17 protein-coding genes are annotated in these 17,742 nt (G+C 67.0%); 11 read left to right on the forward strand and 6 right to left on the reverse strand.

Annotated elements, in window-relative coordinates:
* Nucleotides 1–27: 27 nt before the first annotated feature.
* Nucleotides 28–1,008 (forward strand): CaiB/BaiF CoA transferase family protein, encoded by a 981-nt coding sequence (locus AC5Y46_RS03885; RefSeq protein WP_499943674.1) that lies wholly within the window; start codon nucleotides 28–30, stop codon nucleotides 1,006–1,008.
* A gap of 15 nt (nucleotides 1,009–1,023) precedes the next feature.
* Here AC5Y46_RS03885 and AC5Y46_RS03890 read toward each other — a convergent pair whose 3' ends face one another.
* Together AC5Y46_RS03890 and AC5Y46_RS03895 are read right to left on the reverse strand one after the other, a co-directional pair.
* Nucleotides 1,024–1,338 (reverse strand): hypothetical protein, encoded by a 315-nt coding sequence (locus AC5Y46_RS03890; protein ID WP_499943481.1) that lies wholly within the window; start codon nucleotides 1,336–1,338, stop codon nucleotides 1,024–1,026.
* A 19-nt stretch (nucleotides 1,339–1,357) separates the two neighbouring features.
* Nucleotides 1,358–1,639 (reverse strand): 2Fe-2S iron-sulfur cluster-binding protein, encoded by a 282-nt coding sequence (locus tag AC5Y46_RS03895; protein ID WP_499943673.1) that lies wholly within the window; start codon nucleotides 1,637–1,639, stop codon nucleotides 1,358–1,360.
* Between the two features lie 85 nt (nucleotides 1,640–1,724).
* Between AC5Y46_RS03895 and AC5Y46_RS03900 the strand changes: the two genes are divergently transcribed.
* The 4 genes from AC5Y46_RS03900 to AC5Y46_RS03915 are packed head-to-tail and all read left to right on the forward strand — an operon-like array spanning nucleotide 1,725 to nucleotide 5,852.
* Entirely contained in the window at nucleotides 1,725–3,125 is a 1,401-nt protein-coding gene (locus tag AC5Y46_RS03900) for a class I adenylate-forming enzyme family protein (RefSeq protein WP_499943480.1), read from the forward strand.
* Nucleotides 3,103–4,008 (forward strand): acyl-CoA dehydrogenase family protein, encoded by a 906-nt coding sequence (locus AC5Y46_RS03905; RefSeq protein ID WP_499943479.1) that lies wholly within the window; start codon nucleotides 3,103–3,105, stop codon nucleotides 4,006–4,008. Before AC5Y46_RS03900 ends, AC5Y46_RS03905 begins: the two co-directional genes overlap by 23 nt.
* On the forward strand, nucleotides 3,995–5,083 hold the full coding sequence (locus AC5Y46_RS03910; protein ID WP_499943478.1) for an acyl-CoA dehydrogenase family protein: 1,089 nt from the start codon (nucleotides 3,995–3,997) through the stop codon (nucleotides 5,081–5,083). Before AC5Y46_RS03905 ends, AC5Y46_RS03910 begins: the two co-directional genes overlap by 14 nt.
* 1 nt (nucleotide 5,084) lies before the next feature.
* Nucleotides 5,085–5,852, forward strand: a complete 768-nt coding sequence (locus AC5Y46_RS03915; RefSeq protein WP_499943477.1) for an enoyl-CoA hydratase/isomerase family protein — start codon at nucleotides 5,085–5,087, stop codon at nucleotides 5,850–5,852.
* Between the two features lie 203 nt (nucleotides 5,853–6,055).
* Here AC5Y46_RS03915 and AC5Y46_RS03920 read toward each other — a convergent pair whose 3' ends face one another.
* A complete protein-coding gene (locus tag AC5Y46_RS03920) occupies nucleotides 6,056–6,859 on the reverse strand; it encodes a transglutaminase-like domain-containing protein (protein ID WP_499943476.1) in 804 nt (267 codons plus the stop codon).
* A gap of 104 nt (nucleotides 6,860–6,963) precedes the next feature.
* Nucleotides 6,964–7,821, reverse strand: coding sequence for a proline iminopeptidase-family hydrolase (locus tag AC5Y46_RS03925; RefSeq protein WP_499943475.1), 858 nt, complete (start codon nucleotides 7,819–7,821; stop codon nucleotides 6,964–6,966).
* Nucleotides 7,822–7,984: 163 nt separating this feature from the next.
* Between AC5Y46_RS03925 and meaB the strand changes: the two genes are divergently transcribed.
* Nucleotides 7,985–8,857 carry a methylmalonyl Co-A mutase-associated GTPase MeaB gene (meaB, locus tag AC5Y46_RS03930; RefSeq protein ID WP_499990161.1) on the forward strand — a complete coding sequence of 291 codons (873 nt, stop codon included), beginning with the start codon at nucleotides 7,985–7,987 and terminating at the stop codon, nucleotides 8,855–8,857.
* A 7-nt stretch (nucleotides 8,858–8,864) separates the two neighbouring features.
* Here the strand turns inward: meaB and AC5Y46_RS03935 are convergent, their stop codons facing one another.
* Both AC5Y46_RS03935 and AC5Y46_RS03940 read right to left on the reverse strand, forming a co-directional pair.
* Nucleotides 8,865–10,484: an FAD-dependent oxidoreductase gene (locus AC5Y46_RS03935; RefSeq protein WP_499943473.1), complete on the reverse strand. Its 1,620-nt coding sequence runs from the start codon at nucleotides 10,482–10,484 to the stop codon at nucleotides 8,865–8,867.
* Nucleotides 10,485–10,497: 13 nt separating this feature from the next.
* Entirely contained in the window at nucleotides 10,498–11,163 is a 666-nt protein-coding gene (locus AC5Y46_RS03940; protein WP_499943472.1) for an IclR family transcriptional regulator, read from the reverse strand.
* 91 nt (nucleotides 11,164–11,254) lie between these two features.
* Here AC5Y46_RS03940 and AC5Y46_RS03945 point away from each other — a divergent pair, with 91 nt between their 5' ends.
* Genes AC5Y46_RS03945 through AC5Y46_RS03965 form a run of 5 tightly spaced genes read left to right on the forward strand, consistent with a single transcriptional unit; the run spans nucleotide 11,255 to nucleotide 17,734 of the window.
* Complete coding sequence (locus AC5Y46_RS03945; RefSeq protein ID WP_499943471.1) at nucleotides 11,255–12,118, forward strand: alpha/beta fold hydrolase; 864 nt, start codon at nucleotides 11,255–11,257, stop codon at nucleotides 12,116–12,118.
* A complete protein-coding gene (locus tag AC5Y46_RS03950; RefSeq protein ID WP_499943470.1) occupies nucleotides 12,118–13,830 on the forward strand; it encodes a bifunctional 3-(3-hydroxy-phenyl)propionate/3-hydroxycinnamic acid hydroxylase in 1,713 nt (570 codons plus the stop codon). The genes AC5Y46_RS03945 and AC5Y46_RS03950 overlap by 1 nt, the downstream gene beginning before the upstream one ends.
* Entirely contained in the window at nucleotides 13,778–14,695 is a 918-nt protein-coding gene (locus tag AC5Y46_RS03955; RefSeq protein ID WP_499943469.1) for a 3-carboxyethylcatechol 2,3-dioxygenase, read from the forward strand. The genes AC5Y46_RS03950 and AC5Y46_RS03955 overlap by 53 nt, the downstream gene beginning before the upstream one ends.
* Nucleotides 14,692–16,431, forward strand: coding sequence for an FAD-binding protein (locus AC5Y46_RS03960; RefSeq protein WP_499990165.1), 1,740 nt, complete (start codon nucleotides 14,692–14,694; stop codon nucleotides 16,429–16,431). Before AC5Y46_RS03955 ends, AC5Y46_RS03960 begins: the two co-directional genes overlap by 4 nt.
* Nucleotide 16,432: 1 nt before the next feature.
* Nucleotides 16,433–17,734 (forward strand): LLM class flavin-dependent oxidoreductase, encoded by a 1,302-nt coding sequence (locus AC5Y46_RS03965; RefSeq protein ID WP_499943467.1) that lies wholly within the window; start codon nucleotides 16,433–16,435, stop codon nucleotides 17,732–17,734.
* Nucleotides 17,735–17,742 lie beyond the last annotated feature (8 nt).

Raw genomic sequence — 17,742 nt, forward strand, 5'->3', positions numbered from 1 at the left:
GGAATTCGCATCCTCGAGGTCGGCACCATGCTGGCCGGACCGTATGCCACCATGTTGCTGGCCGACCTGGGTGCCGAGGTCACCAAGATCGAGCCGCGCGGCGGCGAGATCTCCCGCGGGGTGGGCGACAGTTACTTCGCCAGCCTGAACCGCAACAAGTCCAGCATCTGTCTGGACCTGAATTCCGAAGCGGGACAACAACAGTTGGGTGAGCTCGTCGCGCAGTCGCATGCGCTGTTGGTGAACCTGAAGCCGTCGGCGATCCGGCGCCTGGGTCTCACGTATGAGGCACTGCGTGCTCACAACGAGAAGATCGTGTGCGTCGCGATCACCGGCTTCGGGCTCAACGGCGGCGACGACCCGGCGTTCGACTACGTCGTCCAGGCCGGTGTCGGCATCGCCGCGTTGACCGGTGACCCCGAAGGCCCGCCGACGCTGCCCGGTTACTCCTCGGCCGACAACTCGACCGGAATGACGGCCGCAATCGGGTTACTGGCCAAGATCATCTCCGGCAGCGGCGGGCAGGTGGACGTGTCGCTGCGCGACGTGATGTTCTCTCAGCTGAACTATCACGCCGCCGCCTATCTCAACGACGGCACCGAACCCCGCCGCCGTCCGTACGGCGCGCACTCGTATTACGTTCCTGCGCAGCTCTTTCCGACCGCAGACGGATTTCTCGCGCTGTTCATCACGCACGACGGATTCTGGAAATCGTTCGCCAACGAAGCCGGTATCGGGGGTTTCGAGACGATGGCCGAGCGGGTGTCGCGGCGCGACGAGGTGCTGGCCGTTGTGACCGCGATGCTGGCCACCGACACCGCCGTCAGTTGGGAAGCGCGGTTGCGTCCGCTCGGAGTGCCTGCCGCCGCCGTCCGGACGTTGCCCGAGGCGTTGGAGGCGACTCCGGAAGTGATCGTCTCCGCCGGCGATATGCGCTTGGTGGGCAGCCCGATTCACGTTTCGGGCTACCGGCCCGAGTACCGGCCCGCGCCGCGGTTGACTGAGTGACGCACACTCGGTGATTCAGCCCTCGGGATGGTGGTCGGTGATCACCTTGAGTAGCCGCGGTATCGGCGGCGGATCCAGCTGCAGCGCACCGGACATGGTCAGTTTGGCGCGGTTCATGCCTCGGAGGATGGCCTGCAGATCGTCTCCCTCGATTTCGTAGAGGGCGACGTAAGGTCCGTTGCCGTCGACCGGCCGCAGCCGGCGCGCTCCGGTGATGCCGGGCAGCGCCACGAGTTCGCCCAGGTGGACTTCGTCATACCAGGTGTTGTACTCCTGCTCGCGATCCGGCGAACTGGGGTAGGTCTCGACGTAGATGATCCCTCTTGCCATCGGGCGTCCCCCGTAGTTGCTATTCGTATTGCACGGTGATCGGTGCCGCGTCCGGCACGGCCTGGCACGTCAGAATGTAGCCGTCGTCGACCTCGTCGTCGTCGAGGGCGTCGTTGACCCGCATGGTCGCGGTGCCGACGGTGAGTCGGGCCATGCAGGTCCCGCAGTTGCCCGCCTCACAGTTGAACGGCGGATCCAGACCGGCCCGGCGCGCGCTTTCCAGCAACGTCTCGCCGGGGACCAGCGGCACCGACGCTTTCTTGCGCTCGAGGTGAATCGTCACCATGCCGGCCTCGGTCATGCACACCTCCCCGTACTTTGCGTTCTTCACTATAGAGAATACTATTCTCACTACACGATAGGATCTTCTCAAGAAGGTAGGACGAGTGACCGAGTCGGCCGTGCTCGCGTTCGAGGAGCGGCGACTCAGCCTGCCCGAACTCGACGCGCAGACCGACGCACTGGCCGCCGCCCTGCGCAAACGTGGTGTGCGCGCGTGCGGGCGAGTGGCGGTGATGGCGTCCAACCGACCCGAGTTCGTCGTCGCCGTCCAGGCGATCTGGCGACTGGGGGCGGCGGCGGTACTGGTCAGCCCAGCCTGGAAGCGCGACGAGGTCGAGCATGCCCTCGCCCTGACCGAGCCGGCCCACGCCGTCGGCGACCATCCGGTGCTGGCCGGCCTGATGCCGATGCTGCACCTGGACGAACCCCTCCGTCCCGGCGACACCGTCAGCCCGGCAGCGCCGGCCGGCGACGCGGTACTGGTGTTCAGCTCCGGCACCACGGGACTGCCGAAAGCCGTGCGCCACACCCACGCATCGCTGGACGCCGCCGTGCGGCACTGGCGGGCGGCGCTGGGGTTGACCGACCGCGACCGCATCCAGGTCGCCACCCCGCCATCGCACATCCTGGGCCTGCTGAACATCCTCACCGCGCTGCGGACCGGAGCCTGGTTGCGGTTGCACCGCCGGTTCGACGTCGAACAGATGCTGCGGCACATCGAAACCGACCGCATCACAGTCGAAATGGCCGTCGCGCCCATCGCGCTGGCCATCGCCTCGCGCCCCGACCTCGAGTCCTACGACCTGTCTTCGTTGCGCTACATCATGTGGGGTGCAACGCCGGTCACCGCCAGCATCGCCGACACGGTGACCCGGCGCACCGGCGTGGGTTGGGTGCCCGCGTATGGGACCACCGAGTTACCCGTCATCGCATGCAATCCCGTCGACGGTGCCCGACTCGACTCGGTCGGACGCGTGGTGTCCGGCGTGCGGATCCGGGTGGTGTCGTTGGAGACGGGAAAGCCGGTCGCACCGGGTGAGGTAGGGGAGATCCAGGCGCGGTCGGACTCGATCATGGCGGGTTATCTGCCCGCCGCGGCGACCGCAGAGGTGTTCGACGACGGTTGGTATCGAACCGGGGATGTCGGCTCGGTGGACGACGACGGTTGGTTGCGGATCACCGACCGCCTCAAAGAGATGATCAAGGTGCGCGGATTCCAGGTCGCGCCCGCCGAGATCGAGACCGTGCTGCACGGGCATCCGGCCGTGCGGGACTGCGCGGTCTTCGGGGTGCCCGACGGCGCCAACGGTGAGGCCGTGATCGCGGCCGTGGCCACCCATATGCCGCTGGATGCTGCCGAACTCACCGCCCGGGTGGACGCGAAACTCGCGTCGTACAAACGGCTCAGCCGGGTGGTGTTCGTCCCCGACATTCCTCGCCTGCCCTCGGGCAAGGTGTTACGCAGAGCGCTCAAGGAGAGCTATGGATGTACGTCTGACGGCTGAACAGCAGCAATTACGTGACGCCGCCGCCAAAATGGCCGACGACCTCGGTCCGGGCGCGGTCCAGGACCTCGCTGACCAAGGCCGAATTGCCCGGCTGGACAAGCAGATCGGACTCACCGGGTGGCGGTCGCTGCGCTCGGACGGGGCATCCGGCGTCGAAGTGGCCATCGTCGCAGAGGAATTCGGACGGCGACTGGTCGACGCACCCTTTCTGGGTCCGGTGCTGGCCGACGACCTGGCGCGTCACCTCGACGTCGACGCGTCGGTGACGACGGTCGCCGTCGACGATCGCGCGATCGACGCGCGCGGTTGTGACCGGGCATTGCTGTTGTCGGGCAACATGGTTCTCTCGGTCCCCGTCGGCGGCGGCGACGACGGCGCAGACTTGACCCGGGCCTACGCGTCCCTGCAGAAAGCGGCGACGCCGCTGGGCGAAGTACCCGCCGAGGCCGCCGACCGGTGGCGGGCGCTGGCGCTGGTGGTCACCGCGGCCGACCTGGTCGGAGACGCGCGGGGCGCGCACGCCGTCGCCTGCGACTACGCGAAAATCCGTGAGCAGTACGGCAAACCGATCGGGTCGTACCAAGCCGTCGCCCACCTGCTGGCCGAAAGTCTCGCGCTGATCGAAGGCTCGGTGAGCGTGTTGCGCCATGCCGCATGGGCCGTCGACGAACTCGAACCCGACGAAGCGATCCGGGCGGCGCAGGTGGCCAAGGTCTACTGCGCCCGCGCCACCCGGACGGTCTGCGAGACCGCGGTGCAGGTGCACGGTGGGATCGGCAACACCTGGGAATGCCTGGTGCACGTGTATCTGCGCCGGGCGCTGACATCGACCGAGCTGTGGCCGGTCAGCCTGAAGGAGGTCGGCCGTGGACTTTCGTGACTCACCGGAGGAAGCCGAGTTCCGGGACCGGCTGCGGTCCTGGCTTTCGTTGCACGCCAAACAGTTCGGCGGATCAGGCGACGAGTACTGGGCTCGCCAGGCGGACTGGCACCGCGCACTCTACGAAGAAGGGTTCTTCGGGCTGTCGTGGCCGCGTGAGTACGGCGGGCGGGAACTGCCGGCGGTCTACGACGTCATCGTCGACGAAGAACTGGCGCGCGCCGGCGCCCCGCCCCGACCCAGTGTCGGCTACCTGGTGATCGGGATCGGCCGGCACGGCAGCGACGAACTGCGGCAACGCTTTGTGCCCGGCATCATCAACGGCACCGAGCGCTGGTGTCAGGGCTTCAGCGAGCCGGGCGCGGGTTCGGATCTGGCGTCGTTGACCACCACCGCCATCCGTGAGGGTGACGAGTACGTGATCAACGGGCACAAGATCTGGACCAGCTACTCCGACGTCGCGGACTGGTGTCTGCTGCTGGCCCGCACCGACCCCGACGCCAAACGTCACCGCGGTCTGTCGGCGTTCATCGTCTCGATGAAACAGCCTGGCGTGCAACAACGTCCGCTGCGGATGATCAATGGCGTCACCAACGAATTCGGCCAGGTCGCCTTCGACGGCGCCCGCGTCCCGGCGGACCGGATGGTCGGCGCACCGGGTGACGGCTGGGCGGTCGCGATGACCGTCGTCGGGCACGAGCGTGAACCGTCCACCCTCGGTTACGCGGCGCGCTACAACAAGCTGGTCGCGCAACTGGTGGCGCAGACCGAAGGCCCGGTCGACGACGACGTGGCCTGGGCGGCCGTCCAGGCGCAGATGCTGACCCACCATGTCCGCAGGCGGCTCTCCGAACAGCTGGACGGAGTTTCCCACGGTCCCGAAGGGTCGCTGGACAAGCTGCTGATGACCTGGGTGGAACAGTCCGTCGGGCATGCGGCGTTGTCCGTCGCCGGCACCCGGGACCCGGACCTGCTCAGCGCGTACCTGTACAGCCGCGCGCAGAGCGTGATGGGCGGGACCTCGCAAATCCAGAAGAACATCATTGCCTCGAGAATCTTGGGACTGGGAGTCTGACATGTACGACATGCCAAGCGAAATCGACGTGCGCGCCGACGGGCCGCTGCGGATCATCACCTTGAACCGGCCGGACGATCTGAACGCGGTCAACGACAATCTGCACGTCGGGCTGGCGCGGTTGTGGCAGCGCCTGACCGACGACCCCTCCGCCCGTGCCGCGGTGCTGACCGGGGCGGGTAAGGCCTTCTCGGCCGGCGGCGATTTCGCATATCTCGCCGAGTTGGCCGAAGACGCCGACCTGCGTGCCAAGACCATCCGGGACGGACGCGAGATCGTGCTGGGCATGGCGCGTTGCCGAATCCCGGTGGTAGCGGCCGTGAACGGGCCCGCCGTCGGGTTGGGGTGCAGCCTGGTGGCACTGAGCGACATCGTCTACATCGCCAAGGACGCGTTCCTGGCCGACCCGCACGTACAGGTCGGCCTGGTGGCCGCCGACGGGGGACCGCTGACCTGGCCGCTGCATATCAGCCTGCTACTGGCCAAGGAATATGCGTTGACCGGCACCAGGATTCGGGCCGAGCGGGCCGTCGAACTCGGCCTGGCCAACCATGTCTCCGACGACCCGGTCGCCGACGCGATCACCGCCGCGAAGAAGATCCTCGAGCTGCCGCAGCAGGCGGTGGAAAGTACCAAGCGGGTGCTCAACATCCACCTCGAGCGCGCCGTGCTGGCCAGCATCGACTACGCGTTGTCGGCCGAGCATCAGTCGTTCGTCACCGAGGACTTCCGGTCGATCGTGAGCAAGCTCAACGCCGGCAAGAACTGAGCGGCGGCTTGCGCGTGAAGCGTGGGCGTTGCGGGTGACGCCTGGGCGTTGCGCGTGAAGTGTGGGCTTTGCGGGTGAAGCCTGGGCGGGATCTCGCCGATTTTCCCACCCTGGGCTCACACCGAAAGCCCTCGTTTCACAATCAACGCCAAGGTTTCACACCGAACACCGAGGGCGTGGAGCACGCCAGAACGCCGTGGGTGTCAGCCCAGAGACACCAGGTCCTCTACCGAATCCCGGGGCAGCGCACCGTCGCTGACGGCGGTGACCTCCATTTTGGTCAGGTCGATCGCACCGCCGTGATTGTCCAGGAAGGCGGTGTCCGCGGCGTCGCGGCCGGTGGCGATTCGCAGCATCGCCTGGCGCGGCGCGAGGCACGTGGCATCGACCACCTGCCACTGTCCGTCTATCAACGCTTCAGCCACGGCGTGGAAGTCCATCGGGTCGCAGCCCGGCGCATACACCGATACCAGCCGGGCCGGGACGTTGACCGCACGCAACAGCGCGATGACCAGATGAGCGTAGTCACGGCACACCCCGGCGCCGGCCAAAAGTGTGTCGGTCGCGCCGTCGATCGGATCACTCGATCCCGGAACGTATTTCAGCCTCGTCCCGACCCAGGAGGACACCTTCTCCAGCAGCGTCGCCGAGTTGGTGTACTGGCCGAACTCGGTGGCCGCGAAACCGAAGAACTTGTCGGCCTCGGCGTAGCGGCTCGGCCGTAGATAGGTCGAGACCTCGATGTCCCTGACCGGCGGCGGCTCTGCCCGCCCGGTGACGGTGGCTTCGTACTCGAGCTGAAGATCCCCGGTCCCCACCTCGACCGAGTGAATCCGGGTGCCGTACTCGCCGGTGATCTCCCGCAACGAGATCGGGTCGCCGTCCAGGGTCGCGGTCAACGATTCGCGGATCTCAAGGCCCGGCAGTCGTGCGACGGCGACCTGGAACTCCAACGCCGTGGGGTCGGTGACAGTGACTTGCAGACTCGCCCTTACGTCACGCTTCATCGACGCGCCCCCCTTGTTCCGATTTCGTCGCAGCTTCATGGCAAGCAGCCAATCATGCGTGGTCTGTACCCGCACCTCGGAGCACTTCAACCGCCGGGCGGCCGTCAACTGTCGTGCTGTCGCAGGAAATCGCGCATCACCGCATCGAAGCGGTCCGGCTCCTCGATGAAGGGCAGGTGCGCGCTGTGCTCGAAGAACTCGAAGCGCGATCCTGGAATGAGTCGGTGCATCTCACGCATGTGCTCCGGTGAACACTCGTCGAACCTGCCGGACAGGAGCAGGGTCGGCAACGTGATCTCGGTGAGCCGGTCGACGACGTCCCAGTCCCGGATGGTCCCGACGATGCGAAAGTCACTGGGTCCGAACATCGTTTCGAAGATCTCGGTTCCCATGTTCTGGAAAGCCTCGAACAGATCCTTCGGCCACGGCAGCTTGCGGCACAGGTATGTCTGGTTCCACGTCGTCACCGCGGCACGGTACTCGGCGGAATCCGTGGTGCCGGCGGCCTCGTGACGGTCGATCGCGTCCTGGGTGGCCTGATCCAATTCCGCCTTCAGGCGAATCACGTTGTCGGCGAACACCGGTATGGACGCGGCACTGTTGGAAATGGTGAAGCTGACCGCCGTGCACGGCACATCCAGCACGTACTGCTGCGCCAGCATCGCACCCCACGAGTTCCCGAAGAGATGGAAGCCGTCGAGTTCCAGAGCTGTGATGACGGAGTCCATTTCGGCTACCGACCGCTGCATGGTCCATAGTCCGGGGTTAGACGGGTGCTCGGAATTACCGCACCCGAGCTGATCCCAGAAGACGACTTCACGCTCGTCCGCCAGGCGCTCCAGCGAACTCAGGTAGTAATGCGGCAGTCCCGGGCCGCCGTGTACTACCAGCAGCGGCTGGCGCGTCCCGCTGCCCACCCGCTTGAACCAGACCCGGCCGCCCGGGACCTCTATCGTTTTCACGCTGCCACAATTGTCTCTTGCGCGAGCGGACGCAAAGCCGCCTTGCAACTACGGCTCTCCGACTGAGAGAATGTGGTTCTCGTGCCGGTGCCGTGTGACCCGAAGTGGAGAGAGTTGTGCCTGCAGGCGTGATCTTCGAAGTGCCTACCGGGTAAGCGCCGCCGTGGACGTCACCGAGTTGATCACCAAGGCGCGCAGCGGTTCTCCGCGAGCCGCCGGCCGCCTGCTGAGCCTCGTCGAAAGTGAGCGGCGTGACGAGGTGCTGGCCGGCATCGGCCCGGTGCAACCGGTCCGGGTTGTCGGTATCACCGGCCCGCCGGGCGCAGGGAAGTCCACGACGATCGGCGCTCTGGTCGGCGCCTACCGCGAGCGCGGTAGCCGGGTGGCCGTGCTGGCCGTAGACCCGTCCTCGCCGTTCAGCGGCGGCGCACTGCTGGGTGATCGCATCCGAATGACGGCCCACATCAACGATTCCGATGTGCTGATTCGCTCGGTGGCCAGCCGGGGTCATCTCGGCGGCCTGGCCGCGGCGGTCCCGGCCGCCATCCGGCTGGTGGGCGCCATCGGCTACGACGTGGTGCTGCTGGAGACCGTCGGCGTGGGCCAGTCCGAGATCGAGATCGCCGCCGCCGCCGACCCGACCATCGTCATCCTCAACCCGGGGGCCGGTGACGCGGTGCAGGCCGCCAAGGCCGGTCTGCTGGAAGTCGCCGACATCGTGGTGGTGAACAAGGCCGACCGCGACGGCGCCGAGCAGACTGTGCGGGACTTGCGGGCCGAGACCAAGGCGCCGATCGTCAGCCTCGTCGCAGCCCGCGGCGACGGTCTCACCGACCTGGTGACCGCGATCGACGCACACCACCGGGCCGACAACCGTGCCCGTCGGTTGGCCCGGGCCCGCGCGCAGATCCTGTCGTTGGCGCAGACCCGGCTGCGGTCACGCACCGACTTGGATCGACTCGCGGAGTCCGTCGTCGACGGCCACGACGACCCCTACCGGGCGGCCGAGCGGCTGCTCGCACCGCCGCCGGACTGAGCCGCTTTTAAGCTTTGACGGATTCGCCCGTGGCGGCCGCGTAGCCGGCGCGGTAGCCGAAAACCATTGCCGGACCTATGGTTCCGCCCGCGCCGCCGTAGGCGCGACCGGTCGCGCCGGCCATGGCGTTGCCCGCGGCGAACAGCCCGGCGATCGGTTGACCGTTGACGTGCAGCACCCGGCCGTCGGGGTCGGTGCGTGGGCCGCCCTTGGTGCCCATCGACCCGATACTGATCGGCACCGCGTAGAAGGGCGCGGTGTCGATGGGTCCCAACGTCTTTCCGGCCAGCGTCGTGGCGCGTTCGTCACCCCAGTAGCCGTCGTAGGCGCTGGAGCCGCGGCCGAAGTCGGGGTCCGCGCCCGCGGTCACATTGCGGTTCCACTGTTCGACGGTGGCCGCCAATCCGTCGGCGTCGATGCCGGTCTTGGCGCTCAGTTCGACGAGATCGGCCGACTCACAGAACCAGTCCGGAACCGCTTCGCCCGGCGCGACACCGAGAAAACCGTACTCGCGCAGGTGAATCGAGTCGAAGACCATCCAGGCCCGGTCATTGACATAGCCCTTACCCGGGTGCAGGTACTGGAACGCGCCGGCCATCGAGTTGTACTCACCGGCCTCGTTGACGAACCGCCGACCCGTCCGGTTGACGATGATGCTGCGGGGGCGGGTCCGTTCCAGTCGCACGCTGCGGCTGCGTTGCCTGCCCTCGATGGTGTCGTCGGGGATCTGCACGATCGGCACCCACCACGCCTCACCCATGTTCGCCAGGTCCGCCCCCAGTGCCATCGCCATCCGCAACCCGTCGCCGGTGTTGTTCGGCGGCGACACGGCGCCGTGCATCGGCCCACGCAGAAAAGCCTGCGCCAGCAACGGATCCCATTCGAAACCGCCGGTGCCCAGGATGATCCCGCGGCGCGCGCGAACGTCCATGGTCTGTTCCGGTCGGGAAACCCGCACGCCGACAACACCGTCGGCGTCGGTGATGAGTTCGGTGGCCCGCGCGCTGGTGCACGGTTCGACCCCCATCTCCAGCAGGCCCTTCAGCAGCCCGGCGATCAGCGCGGTCCCGGCCACACAGACCTCGCCCTGCGCGTCGACGTCGGCGTGCAGACGCGCCCGGGTTTCGGCGTCGAAACCCACATTCGACCAGTCGGCCGGGAAGGCGGTGATCCGGGTCGCCCAGTCACCCAGCTGACTGAGATCGAAGGGCGCCGCACCCAGCGAACGGCCGCCGGCGGGCTGGCCGCCGGGCAGCTCGGGCTGGTAATCGGGAAAACCCGCCGCGACCTCGAAACGCAGAGCGCTGTGCGACTCGACGAAGTCCAGCATCGACGGACCGGTCCGCACGAACGTCTCCACCAGTTCGTCGTCCATCGAACCGAACGACTGAGCGTGCAGGTACTGCAATGCGTCCGCAACCGTCAATTCCCGGTCGGGACAACGGTTGTGCGCCGGGATCCACGCGATGCCACCGGACACCGCGGTGGTGCCGCCGACGGTCGCCGCCTTCTCGAAAACCTGCACCGAGGCACCGGTGGCCGCCGCGATCAACGCGGCCGTCAAGCCGGCGGCGCCGCTGCCGAGCACCACGACGTCGTACTCGTCGTCCCAATTGTGTTCTGGCATAACACGTGTCCCTTCAGCTCAACAGCGTGGACAACTTCTGCGCGGCCCGGATCACCGCGTCCTTGCCGCGCATCACCACTTCTTCGCGGTGCGAGATGAGGTTGATGCAGGTGGGCGGCGACGGCGCCGGCCGGTGCACTGCCACCGCGAGGCCGTAGGTGTTCGGTTCGATCTCCCCGTGAGTGGTCACCCAGCCGCGCTGACGTGCGCCGGTCACCAGCTCCCGTTCTCCCGGCCGGGGCGGCATGCTCGCGAGCAGCGCGATCCCCGCCGCGCCGCGGTCCAGCGGATACCGGCTGCCCTCGTGGAACGCCAGCTGATAGGGCACCTGGGTCGGCACGATCACCGCCAGCGCGACCTGCTCCTCGGCCTCGGCCACCAACAGCGACACGGTGGTGCCGAGCTCGTCGGCCAACCCGCGCAGCGTCGGCAGGCACAGCTGGCGCACGTTGTGGTCGAAAGATGCGCCGAGGGTGGCCAGACCCGCCGCGGGCCGATAGCGGCCGTCCTCACCCTTGGTCACCAGCCGGAACTGCGCCAACGTGGCCAACAGCCGGTAGGCGATGGTTCGGTGCACACCGACCTGGTCGGCGACCTCCTGCATGGTGAGCCCGGTCGGCGACGCCGCGACCAACTGCAGCGCGGTGAGGCCCCTGGCCAGCGTCTGCGAACCCGTCACGGTCTTGACAGACCTTCGCAGGAAAGCCAAGCTCTATAAATAACGCACATTAGCGTGCGATATTAGCACATAAAATTCTGCGGAAGGAACCGTGGCCGAGTTCGAAAGCGTGTGGAGCGACCTGCAGGGCGTGCCCTTCGAGCAGGGGTACCTCGACGCCGAAGGGGTACGCACCCGCTATCTGCGGGCGGGCGACGCGAGCCAGCCCGTGCTGATCCTGCTGCACGGTTCCGGGGGTCACGCCGAAGCCTATGTCCGGAATCTGGCCGCGCACGCCGAGCACTTCTGGACCTGGTCGATCGACATGTTGGGGCACGGATACACCGACAAACCGGGTCACCCGCTCGAAATCCCGCACTACGTCCAACATTTGATGACCGTGGTACGCACGATCGGTGCCGACCGGATCAGGCTCAGCGGCGAGTCGTTGGGCGGTTGGGTGGCCGCGCGCGCCGCGATCGACCACCCCGACGTCATCGAGCGCCTGGTACTCAACACCGCGGGCGGTTCCCAGGCCGACCCGGCGGTGATGAAGCGCATCATCACCTTGTCGATGGCCGCCGCCGAGGATCCCACCTGGGAGACCGTGCAGGCGCGGATCAAATGGCTGATGGCCGACAAGACCAGGGATTACGACGACCTGGTCGCCAGCCGGCAGCGCATCTACCGGCAACCGGGCTTCGTGGCCGCCATGCGCGACATCATGGCGCTGCAGGATCCGGAGATCCGGGATCGAAACCTGTTGGGGCCGAATGAATACGGCGCCATCACCGCGCCCACGCTGGTGCTGTGGACCAGCGACGACCCCACCGCCGACGTGCCCGAAGGCCGACGCATCGCCTCGATGATCCCCGGCGCGCGCTTCGAGGTGATGCCGGGGTGCGGTCACTGGCCGCAGTACGAAGACGCCAAGACCTTCAACCAACTGCACATCGACTTCCTGCTGGGCCGCTGATGGATGGCACCGGACCGGCTCAGGACGGCGTCGAGAACTTCGACGTGCTGGTCGTCGGCGCCGGCCCGGTCGGTCTGACCCTGGCCAATATCCTTGGCCTGCAAGGTGTTCGCACATTGATCGTCGAGGAACGCGCGACCCTGATCGACTATCCCCGCGGCGTGGGGCTGGACGACGAAGCGCTGCGCACCTTCCAGTCGATCGGACTGGTGGACCAGGTGCTTCCGCACACCGTGCCCAACCAGATCCTGCGGTTCTACGACCGCAAACGCCGGGTGCTCGCCGAAATGGCGCCGCCGGACGCGCGATTCGGCTGGCCCAAGCGCAACGGCTTCGTGCAACCACTGGTCGACGCCGAATTGCTGGGCGGTCTGGCACGATTCGAACATGTGCAGGTGCGCTGGGGACACCCGATGATCTCTTGCGCGCAGACCGACGATTCGGTGACCGCCGAACTCGGCGGCGGGTCGATAGTGCAGGCACGCTATGTCGTCGGCTGCGACGGCGGGCGCAGCGCCACGCGCGGCATGATGGGTGTGTCCTTCGACGGCACCACGTCACCCACCCGTTGGCTGGTCGTCGACATCGCCAACGACCCGTTGGGCCACCCCAACAGCGAGGTCGGGGCCGACCCGGAACGTCCGTACGCGTCGATCTCGATCGCGCACGGAATCCGCCGGTTCGAGTTCCTGATCCACGCCCACGAAACCGACGAACAGGCGGAGGATCCGGCATTCCTGACCCGGATGCTGGCCCGCATGGTGCCCCACCCCGATCGGGTCGACGTGATCCGTCGCCGGGTCTACACCCACCACTCGCGCATCGCCGGCGCCTTCCGCAGCGGCCGCATACTGCTGGCCGGGGACGCCGCGCACCTGATGCCGGTGTGGCAGGGACAGGGCTACAACAGCGGCATCCGGGACGCCGCGAACCTGGGCTGGAAACTCGCCGCCGTGGTCAACGGTCAAGCCGGGGACGCCCTGTTGGACAGTTACGACGTGGAACGACGCAAGCACGCGCGGGCGATGATCGATTTGTCGACCATGGTGGGTCGCGTCATCTCACCGACGAATCGCCGGGTCGCCACCGCGCGTGACGTGCTGATCCGATCGGCGTCGGTGGTGCCGACCCTCAAACGCTATGTGCTGGAGATGCGGTTCAAGCCGATGCCGCGCTACGAACAGGGCGCGGTGGTGCATTCGAAGTCCGTTGGGCAGCAGTTGGATTCGCCGGTCGGCACGTTGTTCATCCAACCTCGGGTGGATACCCGCACGCAGCAGAACGTCCTGCTCGACGACGTGCTGGGGTCCTGGTTCGCGGTCCTGTGCTGGAACAACAACCCGCGCAGCATCCTCGGCGAGCGCGCCTTCGCGGACTGGAAGGCGTTGGGCGCCCGCTTCGTAGCCTTGCGGCCGCAGACCCAGCTGCACTGGGCCGGGCACGACGACCCCGACGTGCTGGTGGTGGGGGACCGGTCCGGCGCCCTGAAAGCCTGGTTCGACGTGCACGAGGAATCGGTGGTCTTCTTGCGCCCGGACCGGTGCATCGCCGGGGCGTGCATCGCGCAACGCTCACCGGAGTTGAGTGCCGCCCTCGTCGACGCGCTCGCGCTGACACCGCGAGGAGGTGAAGTCGACAGTGCCACTGGCTCTTTGCTGTATGTCCCACAGCCCGCTGCTGAATCTACCGGGGCCGCCGCGGGATCTGCTTGACGAGGTCGAAGCCGCGATCGCGCAGGCACGGGATTTCGTCGCCGACTACGACCCCGAACTCGTCGTCGTCTTCGCCCCGGACCACTACAACGGCTTCTTCTACAAGGTGATGCCGCCGTTCTGTATCGGGCTGCAGGCCAACGGGATCGGTGACTACGGCACCCATTCCGGACCGTTGGACGTCGCCGAGGACATCGCCGGTGGATGCGCGCGGGCCATCCTCGGCGCCGGGGTCGACATCGCGGTGTCGACCAGCATGGACGTCGACCACGGCACCGTCCAGCCGCTGGAGAAACTGTTGGGCAGCGCCACCGCCTGTCCCGTGATCCCGGTCTTCATCAACGCGATCGCGGTGCCACTGGGACCGTTGCACCGGTGCCGCGCCTTGGGCACCGCGGTCGGCGATTTCGCGGCTTCGCTGGACAAGCGGGTGTTGCTGGTCGGGTCCGGCGGGCTTTCCCACAGCCCGCCGGTGCCGACGTTGGCGACGGCCGCCCCGGCGGTGCTGCAACGGATCGTGCACGGCGAACCGATGACCACCGAACAGCGCCAGGCCCGGCAGACGCAGGTCATCGAAGCGGCCAAGAGCTTCGCCGGCGGAGACAGTGACCTGCAGCCCCTCAATCCGGCGTGGGATCACCGCTTCCTGGACCTGTTGGACAGCGGGCACCTGGCCGATCTGGACCAATGGTCGAACTCGTTCGTGACCCACGAGGGCGGCAGTTCGGCACACGAGATCCGTACCTGGATAGCGGCTTTCGCAGCACTGGCGGCCGCGGGCCCCTATCGCACCTCGCTCCGTTACTACAAGCAGGCCGCCGATCTGATCGCCGGTTTCGCCATCCGCACGGCGGTGCCGGCGTGAACTCGGCTGCGGACGACTTCGACCACCAGGTGGACGTGCTGGTCGTGGGATCCGGCGGTGGCGGCATGACGGCCGCGCTCACCGCGCACGCGTCCGGACTGGACGCGCTGGTCATCGAGAAGTCACCGCAATTCGGCGGATCGACCGCACTGTCCGGCGGAGGCATCTGGATCCCGGGGGCACCCGCTCAACGCAGGGCGGGCTACTCGCCGACACCGGATGGCGTCGTGGAATACCTGTGCCGGATCACCGACGGACTGGTCAGCGACGCACGGCTGCGGCAGTACGTCGAGTCGGGACCGCGGATGCTGGAGTTCCTGGAAGAACTCAGTCCGTGGCTCGAATTCGTCTGGAAGCCAGGCTATGCCGACTACTATCCGGAGCTGCCCGGCGGATCCGAGCTCGGCAGCACCATCAACGTGCCGCCGATCGACCTGCGGGAACTTGGTGACGACGAGCAACGGCTGCTGACGCCGTTGGCGTTGGCGCCCAAAGGGATCTGGCTGGGTCCGAAGGAATTGCGGTCCTTCTACCGGATCCGGCAGTCCTGGGAGGGCAAAGGGGTACTGCTGAAGCTGATCTCGCGGATGGTCCGGGCCAGGGTCCTCGGTGAGCGGATGGCGGCGATCGGTCAGTCGCTGGCGGCCCGGTTGCGGCTGGCAATGAAGGACCGCGGGATCCCGCTGTGGCTGGACACACCGATGACCGAATTGCTCACCGACGCCGACGGATCGGTGATCGGTGCGGCCGTGGACCGCGGCGGCGAGCGGTGGCGCATCGGGGCCCGCCACGGAGTGATCCTGGCCTCGGGCGGCTTCGACCACGACATGGCCTGGCGCAAAGAGCATCAACCCGTCGTCGACCAGGACTGGAGTTTCGGCAACCCGGCCGCCACCGGCGACGGCATCCGCGCCGGCCAGCAGGTGGGCGCAACCGCCGATCTGCTCGACGAAGCCTGGTGGTTCCCGGCCATCCAATGGCCGGACGGGCGAATGCAATTCATGCTCAACGAACGGATGATGCCCGCGCAGTTCATCGTCAACGGCGCCGGTGAGCGTTTCATCAATGAGGCGGCACCGTACATGGATTTCGGTCACGCGATGATCGAAGGCCAGAAATCCGGCGTGACGCACATCCCGTGCTGGTTGATCACCGACCACCGATCCTTCAACCGCTATGTCGTCAGCGGTCATCTGCCGATCCCGAAGGTGCCGGGAGCCCCGGTGCCCACCGGACGCAAGGTGCCCGCCGCCTGGCTGGAATCCGGCGTCGTCAAGGCCGCATCGTCCTGGGAGGATCTTGCCGACAAGATCGGTGTTCCGGCACAACGACTTCGGGCCACCGCCACCAGGTTCAACGACCTCGCCCACCGGGGACATGACGACGATTTCAACCGCGGCGACAGCGTCTACGACAACTACTACGGCGACCCGACGCTGCCCAACCCGAACCTGTATCCGCTGGGCGAGCCGCCCTATTACGCATTCCGCATCGTGCTCGGGGACCTGGGCACCTCGGGCGGACTGCGCACCGACGAGTTCGCCCGGGTGCTGCGTGCCGACGACACCGTGGTGCGCGGACTCTATGCCGTCGGGAACGTCTCCGCACCGGTGATGGGACGCAGCTACGCCGGCGCCGGCGCCACGATCGGACCCGCCATGACTTTCGGTTTCGTCGCGGCGAAACACGTTGCCGCACAAGCCTTAACTAATACCACAAGATCCTATAGGAGGTAACATGAAAATATCCCTGTTCTACGAGTTCGCCCTGCCGCGGCCGTGGGTGCCCGACGACGAGCGCCAGATGCTGCAGGACTGCCTGGACGAAGTCGAGGCCGCGGACAAGGCGGGGTTCTCCACGGTCTGGCTCACCGAGCACCACTTCCTCGAGGAGTACTGCCATTCCACCGCGCCGGAGATGTTCTTGGCGGCGGCCAGTCAGCGCACCAAGGACATCCGGCTGGGGTTCGGCATCATGCATCTGCCGCCGGCGGTCAATCACCCGGCCCGGGTGGCCGAGCGCATCGCCACCCTGGACCTGATCTCCAACGGGCGAGTCGAATTCGGCACCGGCGAGTCCTCTTCAGTGGGTGAGCTCGGTGGGTTCAACATCGACCCCGCCGACAAACGCTCACAGTGGGAGGAGGCGCTCGAGGTCTCGATCCGCTGCATGGTCGAAGAACCGTTCTCCGGCTTCAAGGGCGAGCACATCGAGATGCCGGCCCGCAACGTCATTCCCAAGCCGCTGCAGAAGCCGCACCCGCCGGTCTGGGTTGCCTGCACCCGGCCGGCCAGCGTGCAGATGGCGGCCCAGAAATGTATCGGCGCACTGAGTTTCGCCTACACTGGCCCGGGGCCACTGACCGAGCGGGTCAACGGCTACTACAAGGAGTTCGAGGAGAACGGGGTGCCGATCACCCCGCAGATCAACCCGAACATCCTGGCCATCGGAGGCGACCTGTCGATGATGGTCGCCAAGACCGACGAGCAGGCGCTCGAGCGCCTCGGCAAGGGCGGCGGGTTCTTCTCGTTCGGCATCATGCACTACTACATGACCGGTGTGCACACCCCGGGGCGTACCGGGGTCTGGGAACGCTATCTGGAAGAGGTCGAGAAGGACCCCACGCTGGCCTACGGACCCGGCCGCGGTGCGATCGGCTCACCGGCCACCGTGCGCGAATTCCTGCGTGGCTACGAGGAAAGCGGCGTGGACGAGATCATCCTGCTGCTCAACCCGCGCAGCCATGAGGGAACCATGGAGTCCATCGAGTTGATGGGCAAAGAGGTGCTGCCGGAGTTCATCGAACGTGACCGCAAGGCCGTGGCCGACAAGGCCACACGGCTGGCGCCGATCATCGAGAAGGTCGAGGCGCGACGGCCCGAATCCACCATCCCGCCGTTCGACGAGCACTACTCGTTCGGCGGCCTGCCGACCGGACGGGGCGGAAAGTTCACCGCCAGTGAGATTCCCGAGGCGATGGCCGAGATCAACGAGGGCCGCGTCCAGGCGGCGCAACGGCTGAAGGAACAGGGCAAGTGAGCTGAGGA

This window comes from Mycobacterium sp. NGS59, from assembly GCF_059812345.1.

Coding starts and splice junctions, on each gene's coding strand:
- AC5Y46_RS03885 (WP_499943674.1), top strand. CDS start 28: ATGCTGGCCGGACCGTATGCCACCATGTTGCTGGCCGACCTGGGTGCC.
- AC5Y46_RS03890 (WP_499943481.1), bottom strand. CDS start 1,338: ATGGCAAGAGGGATCATCTACGTCGAGACCTACCCCAGTTCGCCGGAT.
- AC5Y46_RS03895 (WP_499943673.1), bottom strand. CDS start 1,639: ATGACCGAGGCCGGCATGGTGACGATTCACCTCGAGCGCAAGAAAGCG.
- AC5Y46_RS03905 (WP_499943479.1), top strand. CDS start 3,103: ATGGATGTACGTCTGACGGCTGAACAGCAGCAATTACGTGACGCCGCC.
- AC5Y46_RS03915 (WP_499943477.1), top strand. CDS start 5,085: ATGTACGACATGCCAAGCGAAATCGACGTGCGCGCCGACGGGCCGCTG.
- AC5Y46_RS03920 (WP_499943476.1), bottom strand. CDS start 6,859: ATGAAGCGTGACGTAAGGGCGAGTCTGCAAGTCACTGTCACCGACCCC.
- AC5Y46_RS03935 (WP_499943473.1), bottom strand. CDS start 10,484: ATGCCAGAACACAATTGGGACGACGAGTACGACGTCGTGGTGCTCGGC.
- AC5Y46_RS03950 (WP_499943470.1), top strand. CDS start 12,118: ATGGATGGCACCGGACCGGCTCAGGACGGCGTCGAGAACTTCGACGTG.
- AC5Y46_RS03955 (WP_499943469.1), top strand. CDS start 13,778: ATGTCCCACAGCCCGCTGCTGAATCTACCGGGGCCGCCGCGGGATCTG.
- AC5Y46_RS03965 (WP_499943467.1), top strand. CDS start 16,433: ATGAAAATATCCCTGTTCTACGAGTTCGCCCTGCCGCGGCCGTGGGTG.